The following is a 22,174-nucleotide window of genomic DNA, read 5'->3' on the forward strand; positions in this document are numbered from 1 at the left end:
TGTTCGGTCTACTCGCTACGCTTGTGTCACCGCGTCACCCGCGCCGCCTGCACCCCTCCCGCGCAGCGGGTTCGTGCGACGGCCCAGTTTCAGTCATTGCGGGCGGCCAGGTTCGACAGCAGAAAATTCTTTCGCCCATGAAAATCGGGAAATCAGCAAGGATCGGGATAGCAGCGCATTCTCAACTCGATTCGCGCAGATTCTGGTGCCGCTGGCGCGGAAATACGTCCTTGCCGTCGCAATTTCGCGCGCGTCGGTCGCTAATTCGCGCTGGGCGCGAAAATTTTCAGAACCGACAGCTTTTGAGCAGTTTGTCCGTAAAGGTCTCGGACCGTCTATAGCCGTTTCAAATCATGAAAATCGTTGAAGATTTGCTCGAATTCTAACTCAGACTGACCCTTGCGTCGAGCAAAAAAGTTCTCATTATGTTCCGTAGAGAGGCTGCCAATGTCAATGTGTGAGAACGCCCAATGTCCAATACCGAACGCATCATCCGACTGAAGACCGTGCTCGACCGCACAGGTCTCTCTCACTCCACCATCTATCGTAAGATCGCCGAGGGCACTTTCCCGTCACAGGTGAAGATCAGCGTGCACGGCGCGGGTTGGCATGAATCAGCTATCAATCGCTGGATTGCCGATCCTGCGCACTATCGTGAAGAGGAACCGGCAGAATGAGCGGGCAGAAACTCGTCGAGCCGATCTGCGTCCGGGTCAATGACGCCGCCCGCATGATCGGCGTTGGCCGAACAAAACTGTACGAGCTGATTGCCAACGGCGAACTTGAGACGGTCAAGCTCGGCAAGGCAACGCGGGTCACGACGGCCAGTCTTCATAAGCTGGTGGAGCGGCATCGGGCATTGAACTGACCACGTAGCAAACTCGCAAATGGACGGTGTCAAAACGTGCTACTATGCTGCTCTTGGTCGTTCTGCGAACCACACATTCATTCAGCTTTTTCGCCAAAACGCTGAACCGAACCACCGTTAAATGAACGAAAATGTGGGGGAGAGTGTGGGGGAGGCCTCGCGCTCACTCCAAGAAAAAAATTGATATCAAAGGGTTATTTTTCCGGTTCGATTCAAGCCCTGCCACCGCCTTCGAGGCGTATGAAAGCTAGGAAAAACACAAGAATCAGTGGGTGTTATTCTATCGCACTCCGCCTTCGCAGGATCAAGGACGGCCCGACAGACCAGACCATATGCGTCGGATTGCATGGGACTCATCAAGGTAGCTTAGCTGGGAGTGCCATATTTCCCGCAGAGTAATGGGCCTATCCAATTTCGAGATCGAGGCCCGGCAATCGTGCGGCATGTCGCCGAGACAGTTGCCGGAACGGTGGGGTGGGCCTAGTCAGCCGAAATGATTCAGAGTCAAAAGCCGACCGGGCGCCCTGTCATCTCTGCAACCGGGCTGTTTACCCCCACCGACACCATCACCAATGAGGAGCTTGTCGAGAGCTTCAACCGCTATGTCGAGCGCTACAATGCGGAGAACGCTGAAGCGATAGATGCTGGTGAGGTAAAGGCGCTTCAACCCAGTTCGGTCGAGTTCATCGAGAAAGCGAGCGGTATCAAGGCGCGCCACGTAATGGCGAAGGAGCCGATCCTCGATCCGGATATCATGGCGCCGCGCTGGCCGGAACGTTCTAACGAGGAATTGTCGATCTTGGCCGAGATCGGAGTGGAAGCCGCTCAGCAGGCGCTTGAGCGGGCTGGGCGTAATCCTGCCGACGTCGATGCAGTCCTGTGCGCCGCGTCGAACATGGAACGGCCCTATCCGGCGATGGCGATAGAGATTCAGCAAGAGCTGGGCATCGACGGTTTTGGCTTCGACATGAACGTGGCCTGCTCTTCGGCGACCTTCGGCATCCAGACGGCAGCGGACTATATCCGGTCGGGCAATGCCAAAAGCGTCCTTGTTGTGAGCCCGGAAATTACCAGTGGCCACTTGAACTGGCGCGATCGTGACAGTCACTTCATCTTCGGTGACGTTGCGACCGCTGTGCTGGTCGAAGATGCGGCGATTGCGCCTGCGGCGCATTGGGACATTCTCGGCACCAGGCTGAAGACGGTTTTCTCGAACAACATTCGCAACAATTTTGGCTTTCTCAACCGCGCTTCGCCCGGCGGAGAAGGCAGGGCGGACAAGCTTTTCGTTCAGGAAGGACGCAAGGTGTTCAAGGAAGTCGTCCCCATGGTCGCCGAGATGATCGTTACCGAGGCGGAGAAGCTCGGCCTCGATCCGCAGGCGCTCCGGCGCCTGTGGCTACACCAGGCAAATGCCGGGATGAACCGTCTGATCGCGCATCGCGTGCTTGGGCATGAGACAAACTCGGACGAAAGCCCCACCGTGCTGGACACCTATGCCAACACCTCCAGTGCAGGGTCCATCATCGCATTTCACAAGCACAGCGACGATCTCGTAGCGGGCGATGAGGGGCTCATCTGCAGCTTCGGTGCGGGGTATTCAGCCGGCGCTGTCTTCGTGCGTAAGGTGGCATAACACCTTGTGACTGCTGACCGCAGGGCCTAGGTGGCGGGAATGCCAGGTGATCTTCTAGACAATCGTGGCCGCGGCGATGTTCGCTGGTCATGGCCCCCGATCCATCCCGAGGGACGCAAGTTCGGCGTTATCGCCGTGGTGGTCAGTCTCGTCTTTCTGCTGGGGCTCGACTGGGAAATCGTCGGCTGGCCGCTGCTATTGCTGTCGCTTGGCGTGTTCGCCTTTTTCCGGGATCCCGAGCGCGTGGTCCCGCAGGACGACAGGCTGATCGTTGCACCTGCCGACGGGCTCGTCTCGCTTATTGCCGAAGTCGATCCTCCGGCTGAAATGATGATCGACGATGGTAGCGGGCATGCGGGTCTCGATCCCGGTCCGGTGACGCGTATTTCGATCTTCATGTCGGTCTTCGATGTCCATATCAACCGCGCCCCGATTGCCGGGACGGTACGCCGCGTCGTCTACATTCCCGGCAGCTTCGTCGATGCAGGCCTCGACAAGGCGAGCGAGGAGAACGAGCGTCAGCACATCCTGATCGAACGGACCGACGGATTAAAGCTCGGTTTCACCCAGATTGCCGGCCTCGTTGCCCGACGGATCGTGCCGTTCGTGAAACCTGGCGACACAGTGGGCGTAGGCCAGCGGGTCGGACTGATCCGGTTCGGTAGCCGGGTGGACGTGTATTTGCCCGCAGGTACGGACTCGAAGGTTCTGCTGGGGCAACGCGTGATCGCCGGCGAAACCGTGCTGGCGGAAATCGGTTCGCAAGCGCTGATCGAGGGCGTCGCCCAGTGAGTCTCTTGCCGTCCGAGCCGACGCCGGAACCCGAGGAACGCGCGCGACTGGGGCCGAAGGCGGCGGAGGACGAGCGTCCGATGATGGGGCGTTCGCGGGCTTTGACGTTACGCGCCATGGTGCCCAATGCGATTACCGCTGCTGCGCTTTGTTCAGGCCTTACCGGTATCCGCTTCGCGATTGGCGAGAATTGGGGCGCGGCGGTTGCGGCGGTCATCGTTGCAGGATTGCTGGACGGGATCGACGGTCGAATAGCGCGGGCGCTCAAGGCGCAGTCGCGGTTCGGAGCAGAGCTCGACAGTCTGGCAGATTCGCTCAGCTTCGGAACGGCACCTGCCATCATCATCTATCTCTGGTCCTTGTCGGCCGAGCCTCGTCTCGGCTGGTTCGCTGCGCTGGCCTTTGCAATTTGCTGCGCCCTTCGGCTTGCCCGCTTCAATGCGCAGATCGACATGAAGGAGCAGCCGCACAAGTCGCTGGGCTTCCTGACGGGAGTGCCGGCACCGCTCGGCGCGGGCCTCGCATTCGCGCCGTTCTATCTATGGATGTCCACGGGGCTGGATGAGTTCCGCCATCCGCTGCTGGTAGGCATCTGGCTGGTGGCGATCGCCCTGCTGATGATCTCGAACATGGCCACGCCGAGCTGGACGTCGTTGCGCCCGCGACGCGGTATCAGGCTCGAAGTGCTTGCTTTTGTCGGACTGCTGTTTGCAGCTCTTCTGGTCGAGCCATGGTGGACGCTCAGCGCAATATGCGCCGGCTATCTCGTGCTGCTGCCCTACACGTTGCTACGCTATTCGCGGGTCAGGCGGCGCAGTTAATCGCGCCCTTTGCGGCACGAGCCGTACAGGGACGATCGAAACCCGCATTGCCACTGCCCACCGCGACCGGTCTCAGGGACGGTAGGGCAGGAACTATCTCCCCCTTCAAATCGCGCCGGAGAGCATCGAAGGCGGACCACCAGCGCAGCCCGCTATCGGCAAGCGTACCCGTTGCTGCCACCATAACGGCGATTACGAGGGCGATGAGGACCAGTGCGAACATTTCGAAATCTCCTTTCCCGGCTGCCGACAAGCCTGTTGACAGGCTGGGGAAATCTGGTGGAAAACCCGTATGGCCCGCCGGAGGTTCCGACGATGAGAACAATGTTCTTTGTTTGTTCCGATCTGTCAAGCGGTTTCGACGCCGGGATTCCCGATTTTTACGACGAATCGAGTCTGGCTTTCTTCGTCCGACCTCGCTAAAGGCGCGCGGTCCGCAAGGGATTCGGTCGATTTCCGGCTGCAACCGAGCGGGCAAATCCACATGGAAGGCGCACATACCGGTGCCCGACGCGGGACGCTCCGCACTACGGGTTCCAGCTTTCCAGAGGCATAACCGGAAAGGAATACGATTATGGCGGCTCCTACCGTCACCATGCAGCAATTGATCGAAGCCGGATCGCATTTCGGCCACCAGACCCACCGTTGGAACCCGCGCATGAAGCCGTACATCTTCGGCGCGCGCAACGGCATCCACATCATCGACCTGTCGCAGACCGTGCCGCTGTTCGCCCGCGCGCTGGACTTCGTGCAGCAGACCGCACGTTCGGGCGGCAAGGTGCTGTTCGTCGGCACCAAGCGCCAGGCGCAGGATGCGATCCGCGAAGCCGCGCTCGCTTCGGGCCAGCATTACGTCAACCACCGCTGGCTGGGCGGCATGCTGACCAACTGGAAGACGATCAGCGAACGCATCAAGTACCTCAAGACGCTCGACGAGCGCCTTGCCGGTGACACCGCGGGTCTGACCAAGAAGGAAGTTCTCGACCTGACCCGCAAGCGGGACAAGCTCGAAATGTCCCTCGGCGGCATCCGCAATATGGGCGGCATCCCCGACGTGATGTTCGTGATCGACGCCAACATGGAAGACCTGGCGATCAAGGAAGCCAACGTCCTCGGTATTCCGGTCGTCGCCGTGCTCGACACCAATGTCGATCCCGAAGGCATTGCTTTCCCGATCCCGGGTAACGACGATGCGGCTCGCGCCATCCGTCTCTACTGCGACGCGATCGCCAATGCCGCCAAGAGCGGCCGCGGCGAAGGCGTGCAGGATTCGGGTGCCGATGTTGGCGCGATGGAAAATCCGCCGGAAGAAACCGTCGAGGCCTGAGCCCTCTCCAAGCGGGCGCCATCATGCGCCCGTCACAAAGCGGAGTTACGCGCCGGGCCGCTACCTTAGCAGGCCCGGTGCCCGCACATAATATCTAGAAGGAAACTACCATGGCCGCATTCACTGCCGCTGACGTAAAGGCCCTCCGCGAAAAGACCGGCGCGGGCATGATGGACGCCAAGAAGGCGCTCGAAGCCTCGAACGGCGATGTCGAAGCCGCTGTCGATGCGCTGCGCGCCAAGGGCCTGGCCACCGCCCAGAAGAAGTCGAGCCGCACTGCGGCCGAAGGTCTCGTCGGCGTGACCGTCGAAGGCACCAGGGGCGTGGCTGTCGAAGTCAACTCGGAAACCGACTTCGTCGCCAAGAACGACCAGTTCCAGGACTTCGTTCGCAAGACCACTCAGGCCGCGCTCGGCACCGATGGCGACGATGTCGAAGCCCTCAAGGCCGCCGCCTATCCGACCGGCGGCACCGTTGGCGAGAAGCTGACCGACAATGTTGCGACCATCGGCGAGAACCAGCAGGTTCGCCGGATGAAGACCGTTTCGGTGACCGACGGCGTGGTCGTTCCGTACATGCACAACGCTGTCGCGCCCGACCTCGGCAAGATCGGCGTGCTCGTTGCCCTGCAGAGCGAAGGCGACAAGGACAAGCTGGCCGACCTTGGCAAGAAGCTCGGCATGCACATCGCCGCGGCGTTCCCGCAGGCGCTGACCGCCGAAGGTCTCGACAGCGAAGTGCTCGACCGCGAACGCAAGATCGCCGCCGAAAAGGCTGCCGAAAGCGGCAAGCCCGCCGAAGTCCAGGCCAAGATGGTCGAAGGCGCGGTAGGCAAATACGCCAAGGAAAATGCCCTGCTCAGCCAGGTCTTCGTGATGGACAACAAGACCCCCATCGCGCAGGTCGTCGAGCAGGCTGCCAAGGACGTCGGCGCTAAGGTGGAGCTGGTGGATTACGTCCGCTTCCAGCTGGGCGAAGGCATCGAGAAGGAAGATAGCGACTTCGCTGCAGAAGTCGCCGCCGCCGTCGCCGGTTAAGCGAAAACGCTTCCTACACAATCGGGCCGCCGGAGTTCGCTCCGGCGGCCTTTTTCGTGGCGCGCCGGACGAGTCGGTGGGGTTTGGTTGATCAAGTACATTCGGGGGCGCGACCTGCCATAGGGGCAGGCACTGGATTGGGCGGAATCACGATTTGAATGAGCCGATGCGAGGGTAGCGTGCGGATTCGATGTAGGAAAGATGCCTTTGCCACCACCGAGGAAGACGGCAGCTTTCGCCGGTTTGCCGGAGACAGGCGGATTTTCGGCCAACTCCCCGATCGGATACCGCCAGGGCCAGCCGCCGACGACAGGCCAATCGTTTCGACCATCCCCCCTAATCCTTTCGATTACAGACACTCGCGGACAAATGCATGAGGTTCTCGCTGGAAATCTCGAGGAGTGCGACCCATGAACATGATAGCAGGCGTGATGACGGGCGGGGCAGCAAGCGGGGGCCTGCTCGTGCACGGACCTGCCGGCGATGTGCTGCTTCAGAAAGGTGGCGGTACGCTCGACGCGCTGTCGGCCCAGGTGTGGGACAGACCCGAAGTCAAGGCGCTCTACGACATGCAGGCGCGCGCGATGGGAATTGCTCCCCAAAAACATCGTCGAGGGGAGCGCTACCGACGCTAAGGTCCTTGCGGCCTTCAACGACACGTTGAACAATCTCTCGCCGACTGCCGGCGATGCGGGCGAAGCCTCGTTCCTCCAGGAGTTCCGGCGCGAGGCGCAAGCCACTGCCGCCCGGGTCGACCACGCCGACGGCGCGCGCTTGAACACCCTGTCGGCGCAAGGCGCACTGCCTTCCGTTCCGGCGCCGGCTGTCGCGGCGCATGCTCCGGGCGCGGCGCTCGCGGCAGAGGCGCTGCCCCTGACTCAAGCCGCAGCGCGCTTCGCGCCCAACAAAGCGTTGATCGCGAACGGCGGCGCGCTGGCGGCAGGCGCGGGCTATCTAGCCGGAAATGCGGTGCGCGACGGCGCGGTGGCGCCCGGTGGGGCAACGACCAGCGAAATGGCCATGCGCCCGAAGGGCATGACCAATCCCGATTTGCGCACCACCTCGGACAGCACGAAAAAGGCGATGGCCGACGCCCCCGATCCGTGCAAGACGGGCGACGGACAGAACCACCATATCGTGCCCTCCAGCCTGATGACCGACAACAAAGTCTTCCTCGAAGCGATCGGGTTCAAGCTGGACGATCCCGCCAACATGATCCGCCTGCCGCAGACCGAAGAGCCTCGGACCGATATGGAGAAGCTCTGCGGCGAGCTGCGCCCGCTGCACAATAGAGGCCACGGGAAGGGCAAGGACTATAGCAATGAGGTGGACACGCAGCTTAAAGACTTAGCCAAACGCATGCAGAAGGGCGAGTTTACGCCGACCGAAGGCAAGGAGAAAGTGGGCAAATTGATGGACGAAATCCGTGGTGCGCTGAGATCGGGCCGCTATGATAGTTTGGCGGATCGCGATTTGGCAGACTTCATCGGGAACATAAAGCTTTGACCCCATTCCGTTTCTGGCTGCTCAAACGCGAATATGGCTGGCACAATATCTCCGACTCGCTCGCCGAGGACGGCCTGCTGCGGATGGAGAATGGCAAGGCAATCTGGGATGCCAATCTCGCCTTTCACTCCCTGTGGCGCCAGGAAGGGCTCAACCCCGGCCCCTGGCCCGACGACGCGCCGGTCCCGCATATCGTGCTCGACGAGCCGGACTTTCATCCCGACTATTTCGAATGCGAGAGCTGGAGGATCGTCTCCGCGCGCATGGCCGAGGCGATGGCGCTCAAATCCGACGATGCCGATCTCATCCCCGTGACCCTCACCGGCAATTGCGCGAAAGCCAAGGCTATGGAATATCGCTGGTTGCGCATACGCACCTTCACCGATTTCCTCGATCTTGAGCGCACCAATTGTAGCTGGGAATGGGCCACATCGCGCAAGACCGGCAATCGCTACCGCGACGTGCATGTTCGCGGCCATATCTGCTTCCTGCCCGAAGCGGTCGCGCCCGCCGGTCTCTTCGAGGACGAGAGCGGCGCAAGCATCTTTGCCACCGACGCGCTGGCGCTGCGGGTGATCGAGGCGGGCTGCGTGGGCATGATCTTCGACCACCCGTTCTGGAAACTGTCCGCGCGCGTGCGGATCGTGCGCGGGCGCAACGGACCCGAGCGGCACATCTATAACGACACCTTCGCCCATTACACCTGCACCGAAATCGGCTGGGAAGACGCCGATGCCGGACCGGCCAGTCTCGACGATTACGGTCCCGAGAGATGGGGCGAGGAAAGTAACGGCCCCGTGCAGCGGGATTACTAGGCCTTGACCCCATTCCGCTTCTGGCTGCTCAAACACGAATATGGCTGGCACAATATCTCGACCTCGCTCGCCGAGGACGGGCTGTTGCGGATGGAGAACGGGAAGGAGATTTACGAGCATCATCGCGCCTTTCACTCCCTGTGGCGCAAGGAAGGGCTCAACCCCGGTGCCTGGCCCGACGACGCGCCGGTCCCGCATATCGTGCTCGACGAGCCGGACTTTCATCCCGATTATTTCGAATGCCGCAGCTGGAGGATCGTCTCCGCGCGCATGGCCGAGGCGATGGCGCTCAAACCCGACGATGCCGATCTCATTCCCGTGACCCTCACCGGCAATTGCGCGAAAGCCAAGGCGATGGGCTATCGCTGGCTGCGGATACGCACCTTCACCGATTTCCTCGATCTTGAGCGGACCGATTGCAGCTGGGAATGGGCCACATCGCGCAAGACCGGCAATCCCTATCGCAATGTGCATATTCGCGGCCATTTCTGCTTCCTGCCCGAAGCGGTCGCGCCCGCCGGTCTCTTCGAGGACGAGAGCGGCGCAAGCATCTTTGCCACCGACGCGCTGGCGCTGCGGGTGATCGAGGCGGGCTGCGTGGGCATGATCTTCGACCACCCGTTCTGGAAACTGTCCGCGCGCGTGCGGATCGTGCGCGGGCGCAACGGACCCGAGCGGCACATCTATAACGACACCTTCGCCCATTACACCTGCACCGAAATCGGCTGGGAAGACGCCGATGCCGGACCGGCCAGTCTCGACGATTACGAGCCCGAACGATGGGGCGAGGAAAGCAACGGCCCCGTGCAGCGGGATTACTAGGCTTTGATCCCATTCCGTTTCTGGCTGCTGAAACGCGAATATGGCTGGGGCAACATCATCACCTCGATCGACGTTTGCGAATGTCCGCTAGCGATACCGCATGGAACCAGGGCCGCCGAGCATTCCGGCTTTCCCTTTGCGCCTCTGGCCCTTCGCGGCTAAGGAGCCGCAACCTCTTGCGCAATACGGATTCTCCGCCTCCATGCCCTTATCGACGATGAAACGCGTCCTCCTGAAACTTTCGGGCGAAGTCCTGATGGGAGATCAGCAGTTCGGGATAGATCCCGCATTCGTCATGGAACTCGCAAAGGAAGTGAAGACGGCGCGGGAAACCGGGCTGGAAATCTGTCTGGTCATCGGCGGCGGCAATATCTTCCGCGGCATGGCCGGGGCGGCGCAGGGGATGGACCGGGCGCAGGCCGATTACATGGGTATGCTGGCCACGGTGATGAACGCGCTGGCGATGCAGAGCGCGCTGGAGCAGCTGGGCGTGCAGACCCGGGTGCAGAGCGCGGTGCAGATGGATCAGGTGTGCGAACCCGTCATCCGCCGCCGGGCCGAACGTCATCTCGAGAAGGGACGCATCGTGATCTTCGCCGCCGGTGTCGGCGCGCCCTATTTCACCACCGACAGCGGCGCGGCATTGCGCGCGGCGGAAATGAATTGCGATGCGCTGCTCAAGGGCACCAGCGTCGATGGGGTCTATGACAGCGATCCCAAGAAGAATGCGGATGCGAAACGTTTCGAAACCGTGACGTACGGCAAGGTCCTGGCCGATGATCTGAAGGTCATGGATGCCAGTGCCGTTGCCCTGTGCCGCGACAACAATATCCCGATCGTCGTCTTCTCGATCCGCGAGAAGGGCAATCTCGCCCGCGTGCTGAGCGGCGAGGGCGTGCAGACGATCGTTACGAACGAGAAGAAGTAAAGAGGAAGCCGCCATGGCCAAATACGACAAAGCCGACATCGAGCGCCGCATGAAAGGCGCCGTCGAAAGCCTCAGGAGCGACCTTGCGGGCCTGCGCACCGGGCGCGCCAATACCAGCCTGCTCGATCCGGTCGTGGTCGAGGTCTATGGCTCGATGATGCCGCTGAACCAGGTCGCCACCGTCAGCGCGCCCGAGCCGCGCATGCTGAGCGTGCAGGTGTGGGACAAGGCCAATGTCACCGCGGTCGAAAAGGGTATCGCCAAGGCCAATCTCGGCCTCAATCCGATGATCGACGGGCAGAATGTGCGCCTGCCGATGCCCGATCTGACCGAGGAACGGCGCAAGGAGCTGGCCAAGCTGGCGGGCAATTATTCCGAGCAGGCCAAGATTGCCATCCGCAATGTGCGCCGCGACGGCATGGAAGCGCTGAAGGACGACGAGAAGAAAAAGGAAATCTCGGAAGACGAGCAGAAGCGCGGCGAAGACGAGGTCCAGAAGCTGACCGACAAATACGTGGCCGAATGCGATACGGCTGCCGCGCAGAAGGAAAAGGAAATCCTGACCCAGTGAAACGGGCGGGGCGCGGAGCGAAGGGATGAGCGGGGAAGGGCAGCAGGCCCGACATGTGGCCATCATCATGGATGGTAATGGACGTTGGGCGAAGCGCAAACACCTGCCGCGCGTCATGGGCCACCGCAAGGGCGTGGAAGCGGTGCGCGAACTGGTGCGCAGCCTCAAGGACACGAATATCGAGTGTCTGACGCTCTATGCCTTCAGCAGCGAGAACTGGAAGCGGCCCGAAGAAGAGATCGACGATCTGATGAATTTGATGCGCAAGTTCATCAAATCGGACTTGCCCGAATTCATCGCCAACGACGTAAAGCTGCATATTCTCGGCGATTGGCAATCGCTTGCGCCCGATATCGTGGAGATGCTCGAAGATGCTCTCGCCCAGACTGCCGGGGGCTCCCGCACGCTGGCGGTGGCGCTGAACTACGGCTCGCAGGCCGAGATTGCGCAAGCCGCGCGCGCTGCGGCGAGCGAAGGCGAGATCACGGCAGAGGCCATCGACCGCCACCTCTATAGCGCGCCGCTGCCGCCGCTCGACCTGCTGATCCGCACAAGCGGCGAGGTGCGCTTGTCGAATTTTCTCTTGTGGCAGGCGGCTTACGCGGAGATGCTGTTCCTCGACGTGCTGTGGCCGGACTTCACTCCGGATCACCTGAAAAGCGCGCTGATGAAGTTCGGGGAACGGGAGAGACGCTTTGGCGGACGGTGAATCGGTCGATCTTCCGCTCGCGATAAAGACATCGGACCTGCCGAAGCGTGCCGCATCGGCCCTGGTGATGATCGCGGTCGCGGGAGCGGCGCTGTGGCTTGGCGGGTGGTGGTTCGACGCGTTCGTCATAGCGGTATCGGCGGTGTGCCTGGCCGAATTTCTCCGGCTGGTGTGGCGCGGCGCCAAATCGAGCGCCTGGCGCGCGGCGGGATCGGCTTTCGCCCTGCTCTATGTGGGGCTTGCGGCAATCACCCTCATGGCGTTGCCGGTTGCGGTCGTGCTCGGCGTGGTGGCGGTCGTGATCGCGACCGATACGGGCGCCTATTTCAGCGGCCGATCCATCGGTGGACCCAAGATCGCCCCACGGATCAGCCCGTCCAAGACCTGGGCCGGGCTGTTCGGCGGGATGGTCGCGGCTGGACTGGTGTCCTTCGGCTTCTTCTATTCGAATGTCGGCGAGGGTGCGTTTTCGGTCATGGGCGCGGTGGCGCTGGTGATCGGGGCGGGCCTTGCAGTGCTGGCGCAGGCAGGGGACTTCTTCGAGAGCTGGCTGAAACGGCGCGCGCACATGAAGGACAGTTCGGACCTCATTCCCGGCCATGGCGGCATATTCGACCGCGCCGACGGCATCCTGCCGGTGGCGATCACTGCCGGCCTTTTGTGGACGCAGGTGCATCTGTGACAAGGCGCTCGATTTCCATTCTCGGCGCGACGGGGTCGGTAGGAGAGCAGACGCTCGATCTCATTCGTCGCAATGCGGAGGAATGGCAGGTCGAGGCGCTGACTGCCAACACGAATGTCGCCGGCCTGGCCGAGGCAGCGCGCGAATTCCGCGCGAAAGTCGCGGTGGTCGCCGATGAAGGCCGGCTCGGCGATCTGCGCGATGCGTTGGCCGGAAGCGGGATCGAAGCGGCGGCCGGCCGCGCGGCGCTGTGCGAGGCCGCGGCGCGCCCGGTGGATCTTACTGTTGCGGCCATCGTCGGTTGCGCAGGGCTCGGGCCGGTCATGGCGGCGATCGAGCAGGGCGGCACGATCGCGCTCGCCAACAAGGAAGCGCTGGTCTCCGCAGGGGAAATCCTCAAGGCCGCAGTCGGGAGGCATGGCGCCACGCTGCTGCCGACGGATTCGGAGCACAATGCGATTTTCCAATGCCTTGCGGGCAACCGGATCGAGGACGTGCGGCGTGTGATCCTCACCGCCAGCGGGGGGCCGTTCCGGACGTTCGGCGCCGATCGGCTCGCGAACGTGACGCGCGAACAGGCATTGAAGCACCCCAACTGGGCCATGGGCGCGAAGATCACGATCGATTCCGCAACGATGTTCAACAAGGGCCTCGAACTGATCGAGGCCCATCACCTGTTCCCGGTCGGGCTCGAGAATATCGAGATCGTGGTTCATCCACAGAGCATCATCCATTCGATGGTCGAGTATCGCGATGGGTCGATCCTCGCGCAGCTCGGCCCGTCCGACATGCGGGTGCCGATTGCCTCCTGCCTCGCCTGGCCGCAGCGCATGGACACTCCGATGGCGCCGCTCGACCTGCCCGCCATCGGGCAACTGACCTTCGAAGCGCCGAACGAAACGGTGTTCCCGGCAACCCGCATCTGCCGCGAGGCCATCGCCGAGGGCGGGGCGGCCCCGGCAGTGCTCAATGCCGCGAACGAGATCGCCGTCGAAGCCTTCCTGGCGCGTAAGATTGCGTTCAGCACTATTGCGGTATCGGTCGAACGTGTTCTCAACCAAGGTGAATTGCCCGATGCGCCGCGGACCCTCGAAGAGGTCCTGCGCGTTGACGAAGATGCACGAAACCGTGCCACCCGGATGCTGGAGCTAGTCTGACCCGTGGAATTGAACCTGCCGCTTTGGCTTTATTACGTGATCGGCTTCCCGCTGCTGCTGGGGCCGCTGGTGACGATTCACGAACTCGGCCACTATCTGGTCGGCCGCTGGTTCGGCGTTCACGCGGAAGCTTTCTCGGTCGGTTTCGGCAAGGAAATCTGGGGCTTTACCGATCGGCGTGGCACGCGATGGAAACTGAGCGCCCTGCCACTGGGCGGCTATGTCCAGTTCAAGGGCGACATGAACCCGGCCAGCATTCCCGATCCGGAGGCGGTGATCAATGCGACGGATGACGAGCGGGCGGGAAGCTTTCATCACGCCGCGCTGTGGAAGCGTGCCCTGATCGTGTTCGCCGGTCCGGCCACCAATATCCTGCTGACTCTGGCGATCTTCGCCAGCTTCTTCGCTTTCTACGGCAAGCCCGTGCCCGCCGATGCGGAGCAGCAACTGGCCGTGGCCGAGTTCGCCGAAATCTCGCCTGCGCGCGCCGCGGGGATCGAGATCGGCGACCGGATCGTCGCGGTCGAGGGCGAGCGGATGACGGATTTCCGCGACGTGCAGGACGCGATCATGCTCTATCCCGGACGCACGCTCGACATCACCGTGGAGCGGGACGGGGCGGAGCAGATATTCGCCGTTCCGGTCCGCAGCGTCGAAATGGAGGATCGTTTCGGCAACATGTCGAAGATCGGCCTTATCGGTATCGCTTCGGGCGCGTCGGCCTTTGAGTTCGAGCCGCAGGGAGTGGTCGCCTCGCTCGGTCTGGCGGTCGATCATTCGATCGGCATCGTCGACATGATGATCACCGGAATCGGACAGATATTCACCGGTGAACGTTCGGTCCAGGAGCTGGGCGGACCGGTCAAGATCGCCAAGTTCTCGGGCGAGCAGCTGAGCCTCGGCGGTATGGCCTTCATCAATTTCGTCGCGCTTATTTCGCTTAACTTGGCATTCATCAACCTCCTGCCAATCCCGGCGCTCGACGGCGGGCACCTGGCTTTCTATGCGGCAGAAGCAGTCCGCCGGAAGCCGGTCGGTCCCCGTGGAACGGAAGTGGCGTATCGCGCCGGCATGGCCCTTGTGTTGATGCTGATGGTGTTCGTCACGATCAACGATCTGGTGCACCTCCCGATATTCGGGAATTAGCCGGGGAAAGGGAGCGGGATACCGGCAATTCACCGCAGCAAAGCTTGATTGGCGAAGGCGCTTGGGGCAGGGGACGGCGAGGTCGCCCCGCACAATGCGGCCCGATGCCGGATCGGGGTCTGCTCCAGCCGGGTCTGCTGTAAGTGTAACGAGGACGGGAATCTCCTTGTCGATGAGTAAATTTGTTTCTGCCGCCACGCGACGCAAGAACCCCGCCGCGCGGCTGGCGATCGGTCTGTTGACCGGAACCATGCTTGCCGGGATGCCCGCCGCGGCCTTCGCCCAGGACGAAGAGGCCGAAACGCCGGCGCCTGCACCCGCTCCGGCGGCGCCGCAGAGCGGCGAGACGTCGGCCCCTGCTGCTGCCCCGGCAGCGCAGCAGCAGGTGGTTCAGACGATTGCGGTGAGCGGCGCGCAGCGTCTGGAGCCCAATACGATCCTGTCGTATATCAAGCTGCGCCCGGGCGATGTGTGGACGCAGGCCGCGGGCGACCAGGTGCTGAAGGATCTTTACGCCACCGAACTGTTCTCCAATGCCAATGTGGTGAACACCAATGGCAATGTGGTGATCACCGTGGTCGAGAACCCGGTCATCAACCGGATCATCCTGGAGGGCAACAAGCGGATCAAGAACGACAAGATCCTGCCCGAGATCAAGCTGTCGCCGCGGCAGATATTCACCCGCTCCAAGGTTCGTGCCGACGTTGCCCGCATCATCGAGCTCTACAAGCGCCAGGGCCGCTTCGCCGCGACGGTCGAGCCGAAGATGGTCGAGCTGTCGCAGAACCGCGTGGACATTGTCTTCGAGATCAACGAAGGGCCTAAGTCGAAGGTTCGTCAGATCAACATCATCGGCAACGAGGCCTTCTCCGATGGCGAGCTGCGCGGCGAGATGGTCACGAAGCAGGCGCGTCTGACGAGTTTCCTGAGTTCGAACACGAGTTACGACCCCGATCGTCTGGCCTTCGACCAGCAGAAGCTGCGGCAATTCTACCTGACCGAGGGTTATGCCGATTTCCGGGTGGTTTCGGCGGTGGCCGAGCTGACGCCCGACAAGCGCGACTTCATCATCACCTATGTCGTCGAGGAGGGCGAGCGCTACAAGTTCGGCGATGTCGGCGTTGAATCGCGCATCCGCGATTTCGACAACGATGCGATGACCGCCCGCCTGCCGATGCAGAGCGGAGACTGGTACGATGCCAAGCTGGTCGAGGACACGGTCGAGCAGTTGAGCGAACTGGCCGGTACGTTCGGCTATGCCTTCGCCGATGTCGCTCCCGAATTCCGGCGCAATCCCGAAACGCTGACGATGAATGTCAGCTTCGTGCTGCGCGAGGCACCGCGCGTCTATGTCGAGCGGATCGACGTCAACGGCAATACGCTCACGCAGGACAAGGTCGTCCGCCGCGAATTCCGGCTTGCCGAGGGGGATGCGTTCAACTCGCTCTCGGTCGCGCGTTCGACCGCGCGCATCAATTCGCTGGGCTATTTCCAGGAAAACTTCGAGATCAATCAGGTCGAAGGCAGCGCGCCGGACCGGATCGTGCTCGAAGCCAATGTCGAAGAACAGGCGACCGGCGAATTGCAGCTCTCGGCCGGTTTCTCGAGTATCGAGAACTTCATTCTCGCCGGTTCGATCCGCCAGCGCAACTTCCGCGGACGCGGACAGACAGTCGGCCTTAGTCTGAACTATTCGCGCTATTCGAGATCGGCGCAGGTGAGCTTTACCGAACCCTATGTGTTCGACCGCAACATTTCGGCCGGCGTCGATATCTATCGCCGCGATATCAACAGCTTCAACTTCCGCAATAACGAGCGGAACACGACCTTCAAGCAGGCGCAGACCGGTATTTCGCTGCGAGCTGGCGTGCCGCTGACCGAGTACCTGTCTGCCGTCGGCAGCTACACTTTCAATTACGACGACGTATCGCTCGACGAAGGGCTGTATTTCTCGGATCGCGACGGCGACGGAGTTGCGACCTGCGATCCGCTCCTTGCCAGCCGTTATCTGTGCGAGGCGATCGGGAAGCGGACCAGTTCCATCCTGGGGCTGACGTTGAACTACAATACGCTCGACAGTCGTCTGCGACCCACTCGCGGCGAGACGGTGAGCTGGACGACGGAATTCGCAGGCCTCGGCGGCGATGCGAAGTATTTCCGCTCGCGAGCAAAGGCTGCCAAATACTGGCCCGTTGGCGGCGGCTTCATTTTCTCGGTTGCCGGTGAAGGCGGCTGGATCCGGAGCCTGGAGAACAATGCCATCGCCGGGCAGGACGATGTTCGACTGACCGACCGCTTCTTCCTCGGCGAACCGCAGATGCGCGGTTTCGACATTCGTGGGGTGGGCCCGCGGATCGTGCGCCTGCAATATGTCGATGACGATGGGGATGCGACGACACCCCTCGTGCCGCAGACGATCGAGGAGGCTCTTGCCGGCGATCAGCGCGTGGATGACGCGCTGGGCGGGAAAGCCTATTATCTCGGCCGGGCGGAACTCGAGATCCCGCTCGGTAGCGGCGCGCGCGAAATGGGCCTGCGTCCGTCGATCTTCCTCGACGTCGGTTCGTTGTTCAGCGTGACGCGTCCGATATTGCAGGACTATCCCGATGGCCTCCAGGCCTCGGACGCCGATGGCAATCTGCTGTATGTTCAGTCCGGGGTGGATGCCAGTGGCAACCCGACCACCGCTCTCGTTACCGACCCGGTTGCGCCCGACGGTACGGTCAACCCGCCGAGCATTATTCCGGGGACTTTCTTCCAGGAGGTCTTCCTCGGCGACAGCCCGTCTCCACGTATTTCGGTGGGTGTGGGCGTCAACTGGAACTCGCCATTCGGTCCGTTTAGGATCGATATATCGCACGTGCTCAAGAAGCAGGTTGGAGACGACACCAAGGTTTTCTCCTTCAACGTAGGAACGCAATTCTGATGAAACTCTTCGCCAACACCATTGCCGCCGCCGCACTCGCGGGCACGGCAGCCGTCGCGACCCCCGCTGCTGCGCAGGTTGCCGGTATCGCCACCAGCAGCCCCGAAGTCGTGATCGTTCGCAGTCAGGCGCGCATCGCCGCCTATCAGCAGATCGATCAGCAGTATTCCGCGCAAATCACCCAGTTGCGGACGCTGCGTCAGGAAATGCAGACGCTGCAGCAGAGCCTCGACACGGACAATAACGGTCAGGTGACCCAGGCCGAAGCTCAGGCCAACCAGTCGGTTGTGCAGCAGCTCCAGCAGAAGGAACAGCAGCTGTCCCAGGCATCGCAGCCGATCGTGCTGGCGCAGACCTATGCCATCGAGCAGCTGATCAATGACTACCAGAATGTCCAGCAGCAGGTCGTCCAGCAGAAAAAGATCCAGCTTCTGCTCAATCCCGACGCGATCCAGTGGGCGCCGGATGCCGTCAATGTGACCGACGATCTGGTCGCGGCGTTGAACCAGCGCGTTCCGAGCGTGCAGATCACGCCGCCGGAAGGCTGGCGTCCGCGGCAGGAATCGCTGGCCACGCAGCAGACCGTTTCGCAGGTCCTGCTCGGCGTAGCTCAGCAGCAGGCCGCCCAGCAGCAAGCCACACAACAGCAGCAGCCGGCGCAGCAGCAGCCTGCGCAGCCGACCGGCCGCTGATTTCCGGACCAGAGGCAGGGTGATGAGCGATTCCGGTTTCGACGTCGTCGAGGTGCTGAAGCGCCTGCCGCATCGCTATCCCCTGCTCCTGGTCGACCGGGTGGCGGAGCTGGTCGCCGACGAACGCATCCATGCGATCAAAGCGGTGAGCTTCAACGAAGATTTCTTCCAGGGCCATTTCCCCGGTGCGCCGATCATGCCCGGCGTATTGCAGATCGAGGCGCTGGCCCAGGCGGCCGGTGTGCTCGCGGTGGAAAGCCTTGGCCTCGCCGGTTCGGGGAAGCTGGTCTATTTCATGGCGATCGAGAACGCCAAGTTCCGCAGCCCCGTGACGCCGGGCGTGTTGCTCGATCTCAAGGCCGAATTCGTTCAGAAGCGTGCGCGTGTTTGCAAGTTTGCGGGCGAAGCTTCGGTCGACGGCAAGGTGACGTGCGAAGTGCAGTTCACCGCCATGATTGCCGACGCGCCCGAATAAGGTTGCCAATTCCGGCGCTCGCCGCTATGCGCGCGCCTCTCCCATTCACAGCTGGACCGGTCGGAACCGTTCCGAAGCTAGAAGGACGAATATCATGAAGGCCGAAGGTCACCCCGATTATCACATGATCACGGTCAAAATGACCGATGGTACCGAGTTCCAGACGCGCTCCACCTGGGGTAGCGAGGGCGATACGCTGTCGCTCGACATCGACCCGACCAGCCATCCGGCCTGGACCGGCGGCACCAAGCAGATTCAGGAAGGCGGCCGCGTTGCAGCCTTCAACAAGCGCTTCGGCGGCCTCTCGCTCAAGAAGAACTGAGCGCGGCGAGCCTTGCTGGCATTTCGAAGGGCGGTCCCAGGGGGCCGCCCTTTTTCGTTTCCTGCATCGAGCGACGCCTCTATTTCCGATCGGACAGGCTACAGGGAGGCTAGCAATGAGCGCGTGGTTTTTTCTGGCAGGGGCGATCGCTCTCGAGGTGCTTGGCACATTTCTGCTCAAGCTTTCCAACGGCTTCGAGGATTGGCGCTGGGGTACGTTATCGATCTTCTGCTATTCCGCGTGCTTCTGGTTCCTGGCTCCGGCCATGAAGGTGCTTCCGGTCGGGATAGTCTACGCCATCTGGGCCGGGGTAGGGATCGTCACTGCTTCGATCATCGGGATATTCGCATTCGACGAGAAGCTCGGTGCTCTGCAATACGGCTTTATCGTCCTGATCCTGATCGGCGCCGTCGGGCTCAATCTGACCACGCAGCACTGAACGGGTAAACCGTTCGGGCAGTGGGACCGCCTAGATCTCGGGCTTTTCGTATCGCATCACGCCCACATACCCGTAACTGCCGCTATCTGCGGGATGGTTCTGTCCATCGAACACGGGGACTTCGGGAAGGTCGTAAATCGTCATCCCGTCGATACAGGCGAGATTGATCCCGTAGTGATCGGGTTCCGAACGCAATTGATGAAACGTATGGATGCCGCATTTCGAGCAGAACCTGTGCTTCGCCTGCCCGCTGCCGAAGGTGTAGAGGGACAGCGCATTTTCGCCCTCGGTTGTCTCGCAATCGGCCATGGGTACGTCGAGCATGACCACGCCTTTCATCGCGCAGATCGTGCAATTGCAGCGCCGGATCACCGGATCGGCGGGCATGGTGAAGCGGAACCTCACGGTCCTGCAATGGCAGCCACCTTCGTAGATCTTGCCGCCTTCGATCATCTCACCATCCCCAGGGCTTCTCGCGATACCACTTGGTTATCACGTATTTGAGCCCCTTTCTTACCTTCATTCCGTGGTGCAGAGTGTTGGGGTTTTCGCGAAGGTCGGGCCGCCGGTTGTTCCAGCAAACCAGCTTGCCGACTTCGGGTTGGAACATCTTCTTCACGGCCTTGAAACGGGTCGCGCCGCCGGCATCGACATCGTTCAGATAGATCATGAAGGTCCAGGTGCGCTGTCCGGCGACCGAACAGTATTTTTCCCAGTCCTGTCCGCCCCGATTGAAATAGTCGCAGTGCGGCTTGAACTCCTGCCCGACATCGTAGCGCTGACCTTGCAGCGGTTCGCCATGCGCGGGATCGATCCCGTTGAGGTCGAACAGCAGTGTCTCGAGCGCCTTCACCGCAGCTTCCCCGCTGTCGAGATCGCATGTCTCGCTGGTGCGGAAATAGCGATCGTCGCCCGCATCGGCGAGCGTCGAGGGGCGGCGATCCTGTTCGATCAGCCGGACCAGGTCCGCACACAAATCGGCGCCCGCGAAATCACGCAGTTGGAACAGTTCGAGCTTGTCGCTGGGAACGCGTTGAACGCCTTCGCACGCAAGCAGTCTTTCGGCTGAAGATTCGCCCGGTCCCGACATCGGCCCGAAGATAGCGTGAGCACAAACTTCGGCAACCGCGAAAGATAATTGCGTGCATTTTGCCCGATTGCGATTTTTGCTTCCCAATCCACGCTCATTGTGCAACAGGCACGCGCCGTTGCGCGGGGCGGGTTGACGCTGTCAACGTCAGGCGTATCAGGCCCCCTTTCCCGGGCGGTTCCGGGGGCATGTGGCGATCGTAGCTCAGTTGGTTAGAGCGCCGGTTTGTGGTACCGGAGGTCGCGGGTTCGAACCCCGTCGATCGCCCCATTTCATCCCCCTTCCATCCGTCCACCACAGCTCTCTGGGGGCACGCGACGCATGACGGCTTTTTGGACCGAAGCGGATTTCGACGATCACGAACTGGTTGAGGTCGTGCGCGACGCGAAAAGCGGCCTGACGGCGATCATCGCGCTGCATTCCACGCATCTCGGCCCCGGTGCGGGCGGTACGCGCTTCTGGCACTATGCCGAAGCATCGGACGCCATGCGCGATGCGCTGCGGCTGTCGCGCGGCATGAGCTACAAGAATGCCATGGCGGGGCTACCTATGGGTGGCGGCAAGGCTGTCATCCTGGCCAATAAGGACAAGACCAAGACGCCCGAAATGCTCGCCGCTTTCGCCGATGCGGTCGATGCGCTGGGCGGGAAATATGTGACTGCCGAAGATGTCGGCATTTCCGAAGCCGACATGGCCGCGGTTGCCGAGCGCACGCAATATGTGTCCGGCCTCCCGGTCGAGGGCGAGGATGCTGCGGGCGGCGATCCCGGCCCCTTCACCGCGCTGGGCATCTTCCTTGGCATCAAGGCTGCGGTGCAGCACAAATTGGGCAAGGACAGCGTCGCAGGTGTGCATGTCGCCGTTCAGGGCACCGGCAGCGTCGGCGGGGGTGTCGCCCGTCTGCTGGCCAAGGATGGCGCGAAACTGACGCTCTCGGACATCCACACGGACCGTGCAGAAGCGCTGGCCGCCGAACTTGGCGCAGAGACTGCGGCGCCCGATGCCGTCATGTCGGTCGCTTGCGACGTCTTCAGTCCCAATGCGCTCGGTGCGATCCTCGACGATGCAGGCATTGCCCGGCTCGACTGCAAGATCGTGGCGGGCGGGGCGAACAACCAGCTTCGCCGTCCAGAACATGGCCCGCTGCTGGCGAAGCGCGGCATTCTCTACGCGCCGGATTACGTCATCAATGCCGGCGGTATCATCTCCGTGACGCTCGAATATCTGTGCCGCAACGACAAGGCGCCTTCCGACATCAACGAGGTGCGCAAGCGCATCGCCCTGATCCCCGGCCGTCTCGAACAGATCTGGCAGGAAAGCGACAAGACCGGCGCTTCGCCCGATCAGGTTGCCGACCGGATGGCGCAGGAACTGATCGGCCGTTAGAACTGCACCCTTGCCGGGGCGGGTGTG

Annotated in this window: 27 protein-coding genes and 1 tRNA gene; 25 read left to right on the plus strand and 3 right to left on the minus strand. The window is 61.9% G+C overall.

What is annotated here, in order from left to right:
* The 6 genes from K3174_RS15115 to K3174_RS15140 all read left to right on the plus strand — a co-directional run.
* A partial coding sequence (locus K3174_RS15115; protein ID WP_221560247.1) for a hypothetical protein occupies positions 1-367 on the plus strand: 367 nt, incomplete at its 5' end.
* A 103-nt stretch (positions 368-470) separates the two neighbouring features.
* A complete protein-coding gene (locus tag K3174_RS15120) occupies positions 471-677 on the plus strand; it encodes a helix-turn-helix transcriptional regulator (protein ID WP_221560250.1) in 207 nt (68 codons plus the stop codon).
* Positions 674-868 carry a helix-turn-helix domain-containing protein gene (locus K3174_RS15125; RefSeq protein WP_221560259.1) on the plus strand — a complete coding sequence of 65 codons (195 nt, stop codon included), beginning with the start codon at positions 674-676 and terminating at the stop codon, positions 866-868. Before K3174_RS15120 ends, K3174_RS15125 begins: the two co-directional genes overlap by 4 nt.
* 493 nt (positions 869-1,361) lie before the next feature.
* A complete protein-coding gene (locus tag K3174_RS15130) occupies positions 1,362-2,504 on the plus strand; it encodes a beta-ketoacyl-ACP synthase III (RefSeq protein ID WP_221560261.1) in 1,143 nt (380 codons plus the stop codon).
* A gap of 39 nt (positions 2,505-2,543) precedes the next feature.
* Positions 2,544-3,296, plus strand: coding sequence for a phosphatidylserine decarboxylase (locus tag K3174_RS15135; RefSeq protein ID WP_221560276.1), 753 nt, complete (start codon positions 2,544-2,546; stop codon positions 3,294-3,296).
* A gap of 5 nt (positions 3,297-3,301) precedes the next feature.
* Positions 3,302-4,117 carry a CDP-alcohol phosphatidyltransferase family protein gene (locus K3174_RS15140; RefSeq protein ID WP_425594441.1) on the plus strand — a complete coding sequence of 272 codons (816 nt, stop codon included), beginning with the start codon at positions 3,302-3,304 and terminating at the stop codon, positions 4,115-4,117.
* Here the strand turns inward: K3174_RS15140 and K3174_RS15145 are convergent.
* Positions 4,101-4,340 (minus strand): hypothetical protein, encoded by a 240-nt coding sequence (locus K3174_RS15145; protein ID WP_221560278.1) that lies wholly within the window; start codon positions 4,338-4,340, stop codon positions 4,101-4,103. The two genes, K3174_RS15140 and K3174_RS15145, sit on opposite strands and share 17 nt — an antisense overlap.
* A gap of 351 nt (positions 4,341-4,691) precedes the next feature.
* Between K3174_RS15145 and rpsB the strand changes: the two genes are divergently transcribed.
* From rpsB to K3174_RS15230, 17 genes are all read left to right on the plus strand, one after another.
* Positions 4,692-5,444: a 30S ribosomal protein S2 gene (gene rpsB / locus K3174_RS15150; protein WP_221560279.1), complete on the plus strand. Its 753-nt coding sequence runs from the start codon at positions 4,692-4,694 to the stop codon at positions 5,442-5,444.
* Between the two features lie 110 nt (positions 5,445-5,554).
* The gene (tsf, locus tag K3174_RS15155; protein WP_221560280.1) at positions 5,555-6,481 is read left to right on the plus strand and encodes a translation elongation factor Ts; all 927 of its coding nucleotides are present in this window, start codon (positions 5,555-5,557) and stop codon (positions 6,479-6,481) included.
* A gap of 410 nt (positions 6,482-6,891) precedes the next feature.
* Positions 6,892-7,116, plus strand: a complete 225-nt coding sequence (locus K3174_RS15160; protein ID WP_221560281.1) for a hypothetical protein — start codon at positions 6,892-6,894, stop codon at positions 7,114-7,116.
* On the plus strand, positions 7,073-7,987 hold the full coding sequence (locus tag K3174_RS15165) for an AHH domain-containing protein (protein WP_221560282.1): 915 nt from the start codon (positions 7,073-7,075) through the stop codon (positions 7,985-7,987). Before K3174_RS15160 ends, K3174_RS15165 begins: the two co-directional genes overlap by 44 nt.
* Positions 7,984-8,802 carry a hypothetical protein gene (locus tag K3174_RS15170; RefSeq protein ID WP_221560283.1) on the plus strand — a complete coding sequence of 273 codons (819 nt, stop codon included), beginning with the start codon at positions 7,984-7,986 and terminating at the stop codon, positions 8,800-8,802. Before K3174_RS15165 ends, K3174_RS15170 begins: the two co-directional genes overlap by 4 nt.
* Before the next feature lie 3 nt (positions 8,803-8,805).
* On the plus strand, positions 8,806-9,624 hold the full coding sequence (locus K3174_RS15175) for a hypothetical protein (RefSeq protein WP_221560284.1): 819 nt from the start codon (positions 8,806-8,808) through the stop codon (positions 9,622-9,624).
* Positions 9,625-9,826: 202 nt separating this feature from the next.
* Positions 9,827-10,552, plus strand: a complete 726-nt coding sequence (pyrH, locus tag K3174_RS15180) for a UMP kinase (protein ID WP_221560285.1) — start codon at positions 9,827-9,829, stop codon at positions 10,550-10,552.
* A gap of 13 nt (positions 10,553-10,565) precedes the next feature.
* Complete coding sequence (gene frr / locus K3174_RS15185; RefSeq protein ID WP_221560286.1) at positions 10,566-11,123, plus strand: ribosome recycling factor; 558 nt, start codon at positions 10,566-10,568, stop codon at positions 11,121-11,123.
* 25 nt (positions 11,124-11,148) lie between these two features.
* Positions 11,149-11,832: a polyprenyl diphosphate synthase gene (gene uppS / locus K3174_RS15190; protein ID WP_221560287.1), complete on the plus strand. Its 684-nt coding sequence runs from the start codon at positions 11,149-11,151 to the stop codon at positions 11,830-11,832.
* Positions 11,819-12,514, plus strand: coding sequence for a phosphatidate cytidylyltransferase (locus K3174_RS15195; RefSeq protein WP_247712222.1), 696 nt, complete (start codon positions 11,819-11,821; stop codon positions 12,512-12,514). The genes uppS and K3174_RS15195 overlap by 14 nt, the downstream gene beginning before the upstream one ends.
* Entirely contained in the window at positions 12,511-13,671 is a 1,161-nt protein-coding gene (gene dxr, locus K3174_RS15200) for a 1-deoxy-D-xylulose-5-phosphate reductoisomerase (RefSeq protein WP_221560288.1), read from the plus strand. The genes K3174_RS15195 and dxr overlap by 4 nt, the downstream gene beginning before the upstream one ends.
* A gap of 9 nt (positions 13,672-13,680) precedes the next feature.
* Entirely contained in the window at positions 13,681-14,817 is a 1,137-nt protein-coding gene (gene rseP, locus K3174_RS15205) for an RIP metalloprotease RseP (RefSeq protein ID WP_221560289.1), read from the plus strand.
* Between the two features lie 172 nt (positions 14,818-14,989).
* Positions 14,990-17,743 carry an outer membrane protein assembly factor BamA gene (gene bamA / locus K3174_RS15210; protein ID WP_221560290.1) on the plus strand — a complete coding sequence of 918 codons (2,754 nt, stop codon included), beginning with the start codon at positions 14,990-14,992 and terminating at the stop codon, positions 17,741-17,743.
* Positions 17,743-18,435, plus strand: coding sequence for an OmpH family outer membrane protein (locus K3174_RS15215; protein ID WP_221560291.1), 693 nt, complete (start codon positions 17,743-17,745; stop codon positions 18,433-18,435). The genes bamA and K3174_RS15215 overlap by 1 nt, the downstream gene beginning before the upstream one ends.
* A gap of 22 nt (positions 18,436-18,457) precedes the next feature.
* A complete protein-coding gene (gene fabZ / locus K3174_RS15220) occupies positions 18,458-18,910 on the plus strand; it encodes a 3-hydroxyacyl-ACP dehydratase FabZ (protein ID WP_221560292.1) in 453 nt (150 codons plus the stop codon).
* Between the two features lie 94 nt (positions 18,911-19,004).
* Positions 19,005-19,232: a 50S ribosomal protein L31 gene (rpmE, locus tag K3174_RS15225; protein ID WP_221560293.1), complete on the plus strand. Its 228-nt coding sequence runs from the start codon at positions 19,005-19,007 to the stop codon at positions 19,230-19,232.
* A 115-nt stretch (positions 19,233-19,347) separates the two neighbouring features.
* Positions 19,348-19,671: a DMT family transporter gene (locus K3174_RS15230; RefSeq protein ID WP_221560294.1), complete on the plus strand. Its 324-nt coding sequence runs from the start codon at positions 19,348-19,350 to the stop codon at positions 19,669-19,671.
* Between the two features lie 30 nt (positions 19,672-19,701).
* Here the strand turns inward: K3174_RS15230 and K3174_RS15235 are convergent, their stop codons facing one another.
* The gene (locus tag K3174_RS15235; protein WP_221560295.1) at positions 19,702-20,124 is read right to left on the minus strand and encodes a GFA family protein; all 423 of its coding nucleotides are present in this window, start codon (positions 20,122-20,124) and stop codon (positions 19,702-19,704) included.
* Between the two features lies 1 nt (position 20,125).
* Entirely contained in the window at positions 20,126-20,761 is a 636-nt protein-coding gene (locus K3174_RS15240) for a prolyl hydroxylase family protein (RefSeq protein WP_221560296.1), read from the minus strand.
* A gap of 193 nt (positions 20,762-20,954) precedes the next feature.
* Between K3174_RS15240 and K3174_RS15245 the strand changes: the two genes are divergently transcribed.
* A tRNA-His gene (locus K3174_RS15245) sits at positions 20,955-21,031 on the plus strand.
* A 51-nt stretch (positions 21,032-21,082) separates the two neighbouring features.
* On the plus strand, positions 21,083-22,147 hold the full coding sequence (locus tag K3174_RS15250) for a Leu/Phe/Val dehydrogenase (protein WP_221560297.1): 1,065 nt from the start codon (positions 21,083-21,085) through the stop codon (positions 22,145-22,147).
* The last annotated feature ends 27 nt before the right edge of the window (positions 22,148-22,174 follow it).

Source organism: Qipengyuania qiaonensis (assembly GCF_019711515.1).
GTDB classification, from domain to species: domain Bacteria; phylum Pseudomonadota; class Alphaproteobacteria; order Sphingomonadales; family Sphingomonadaceae; genus Qipengyuania; species Qipengyuania qiaonensis.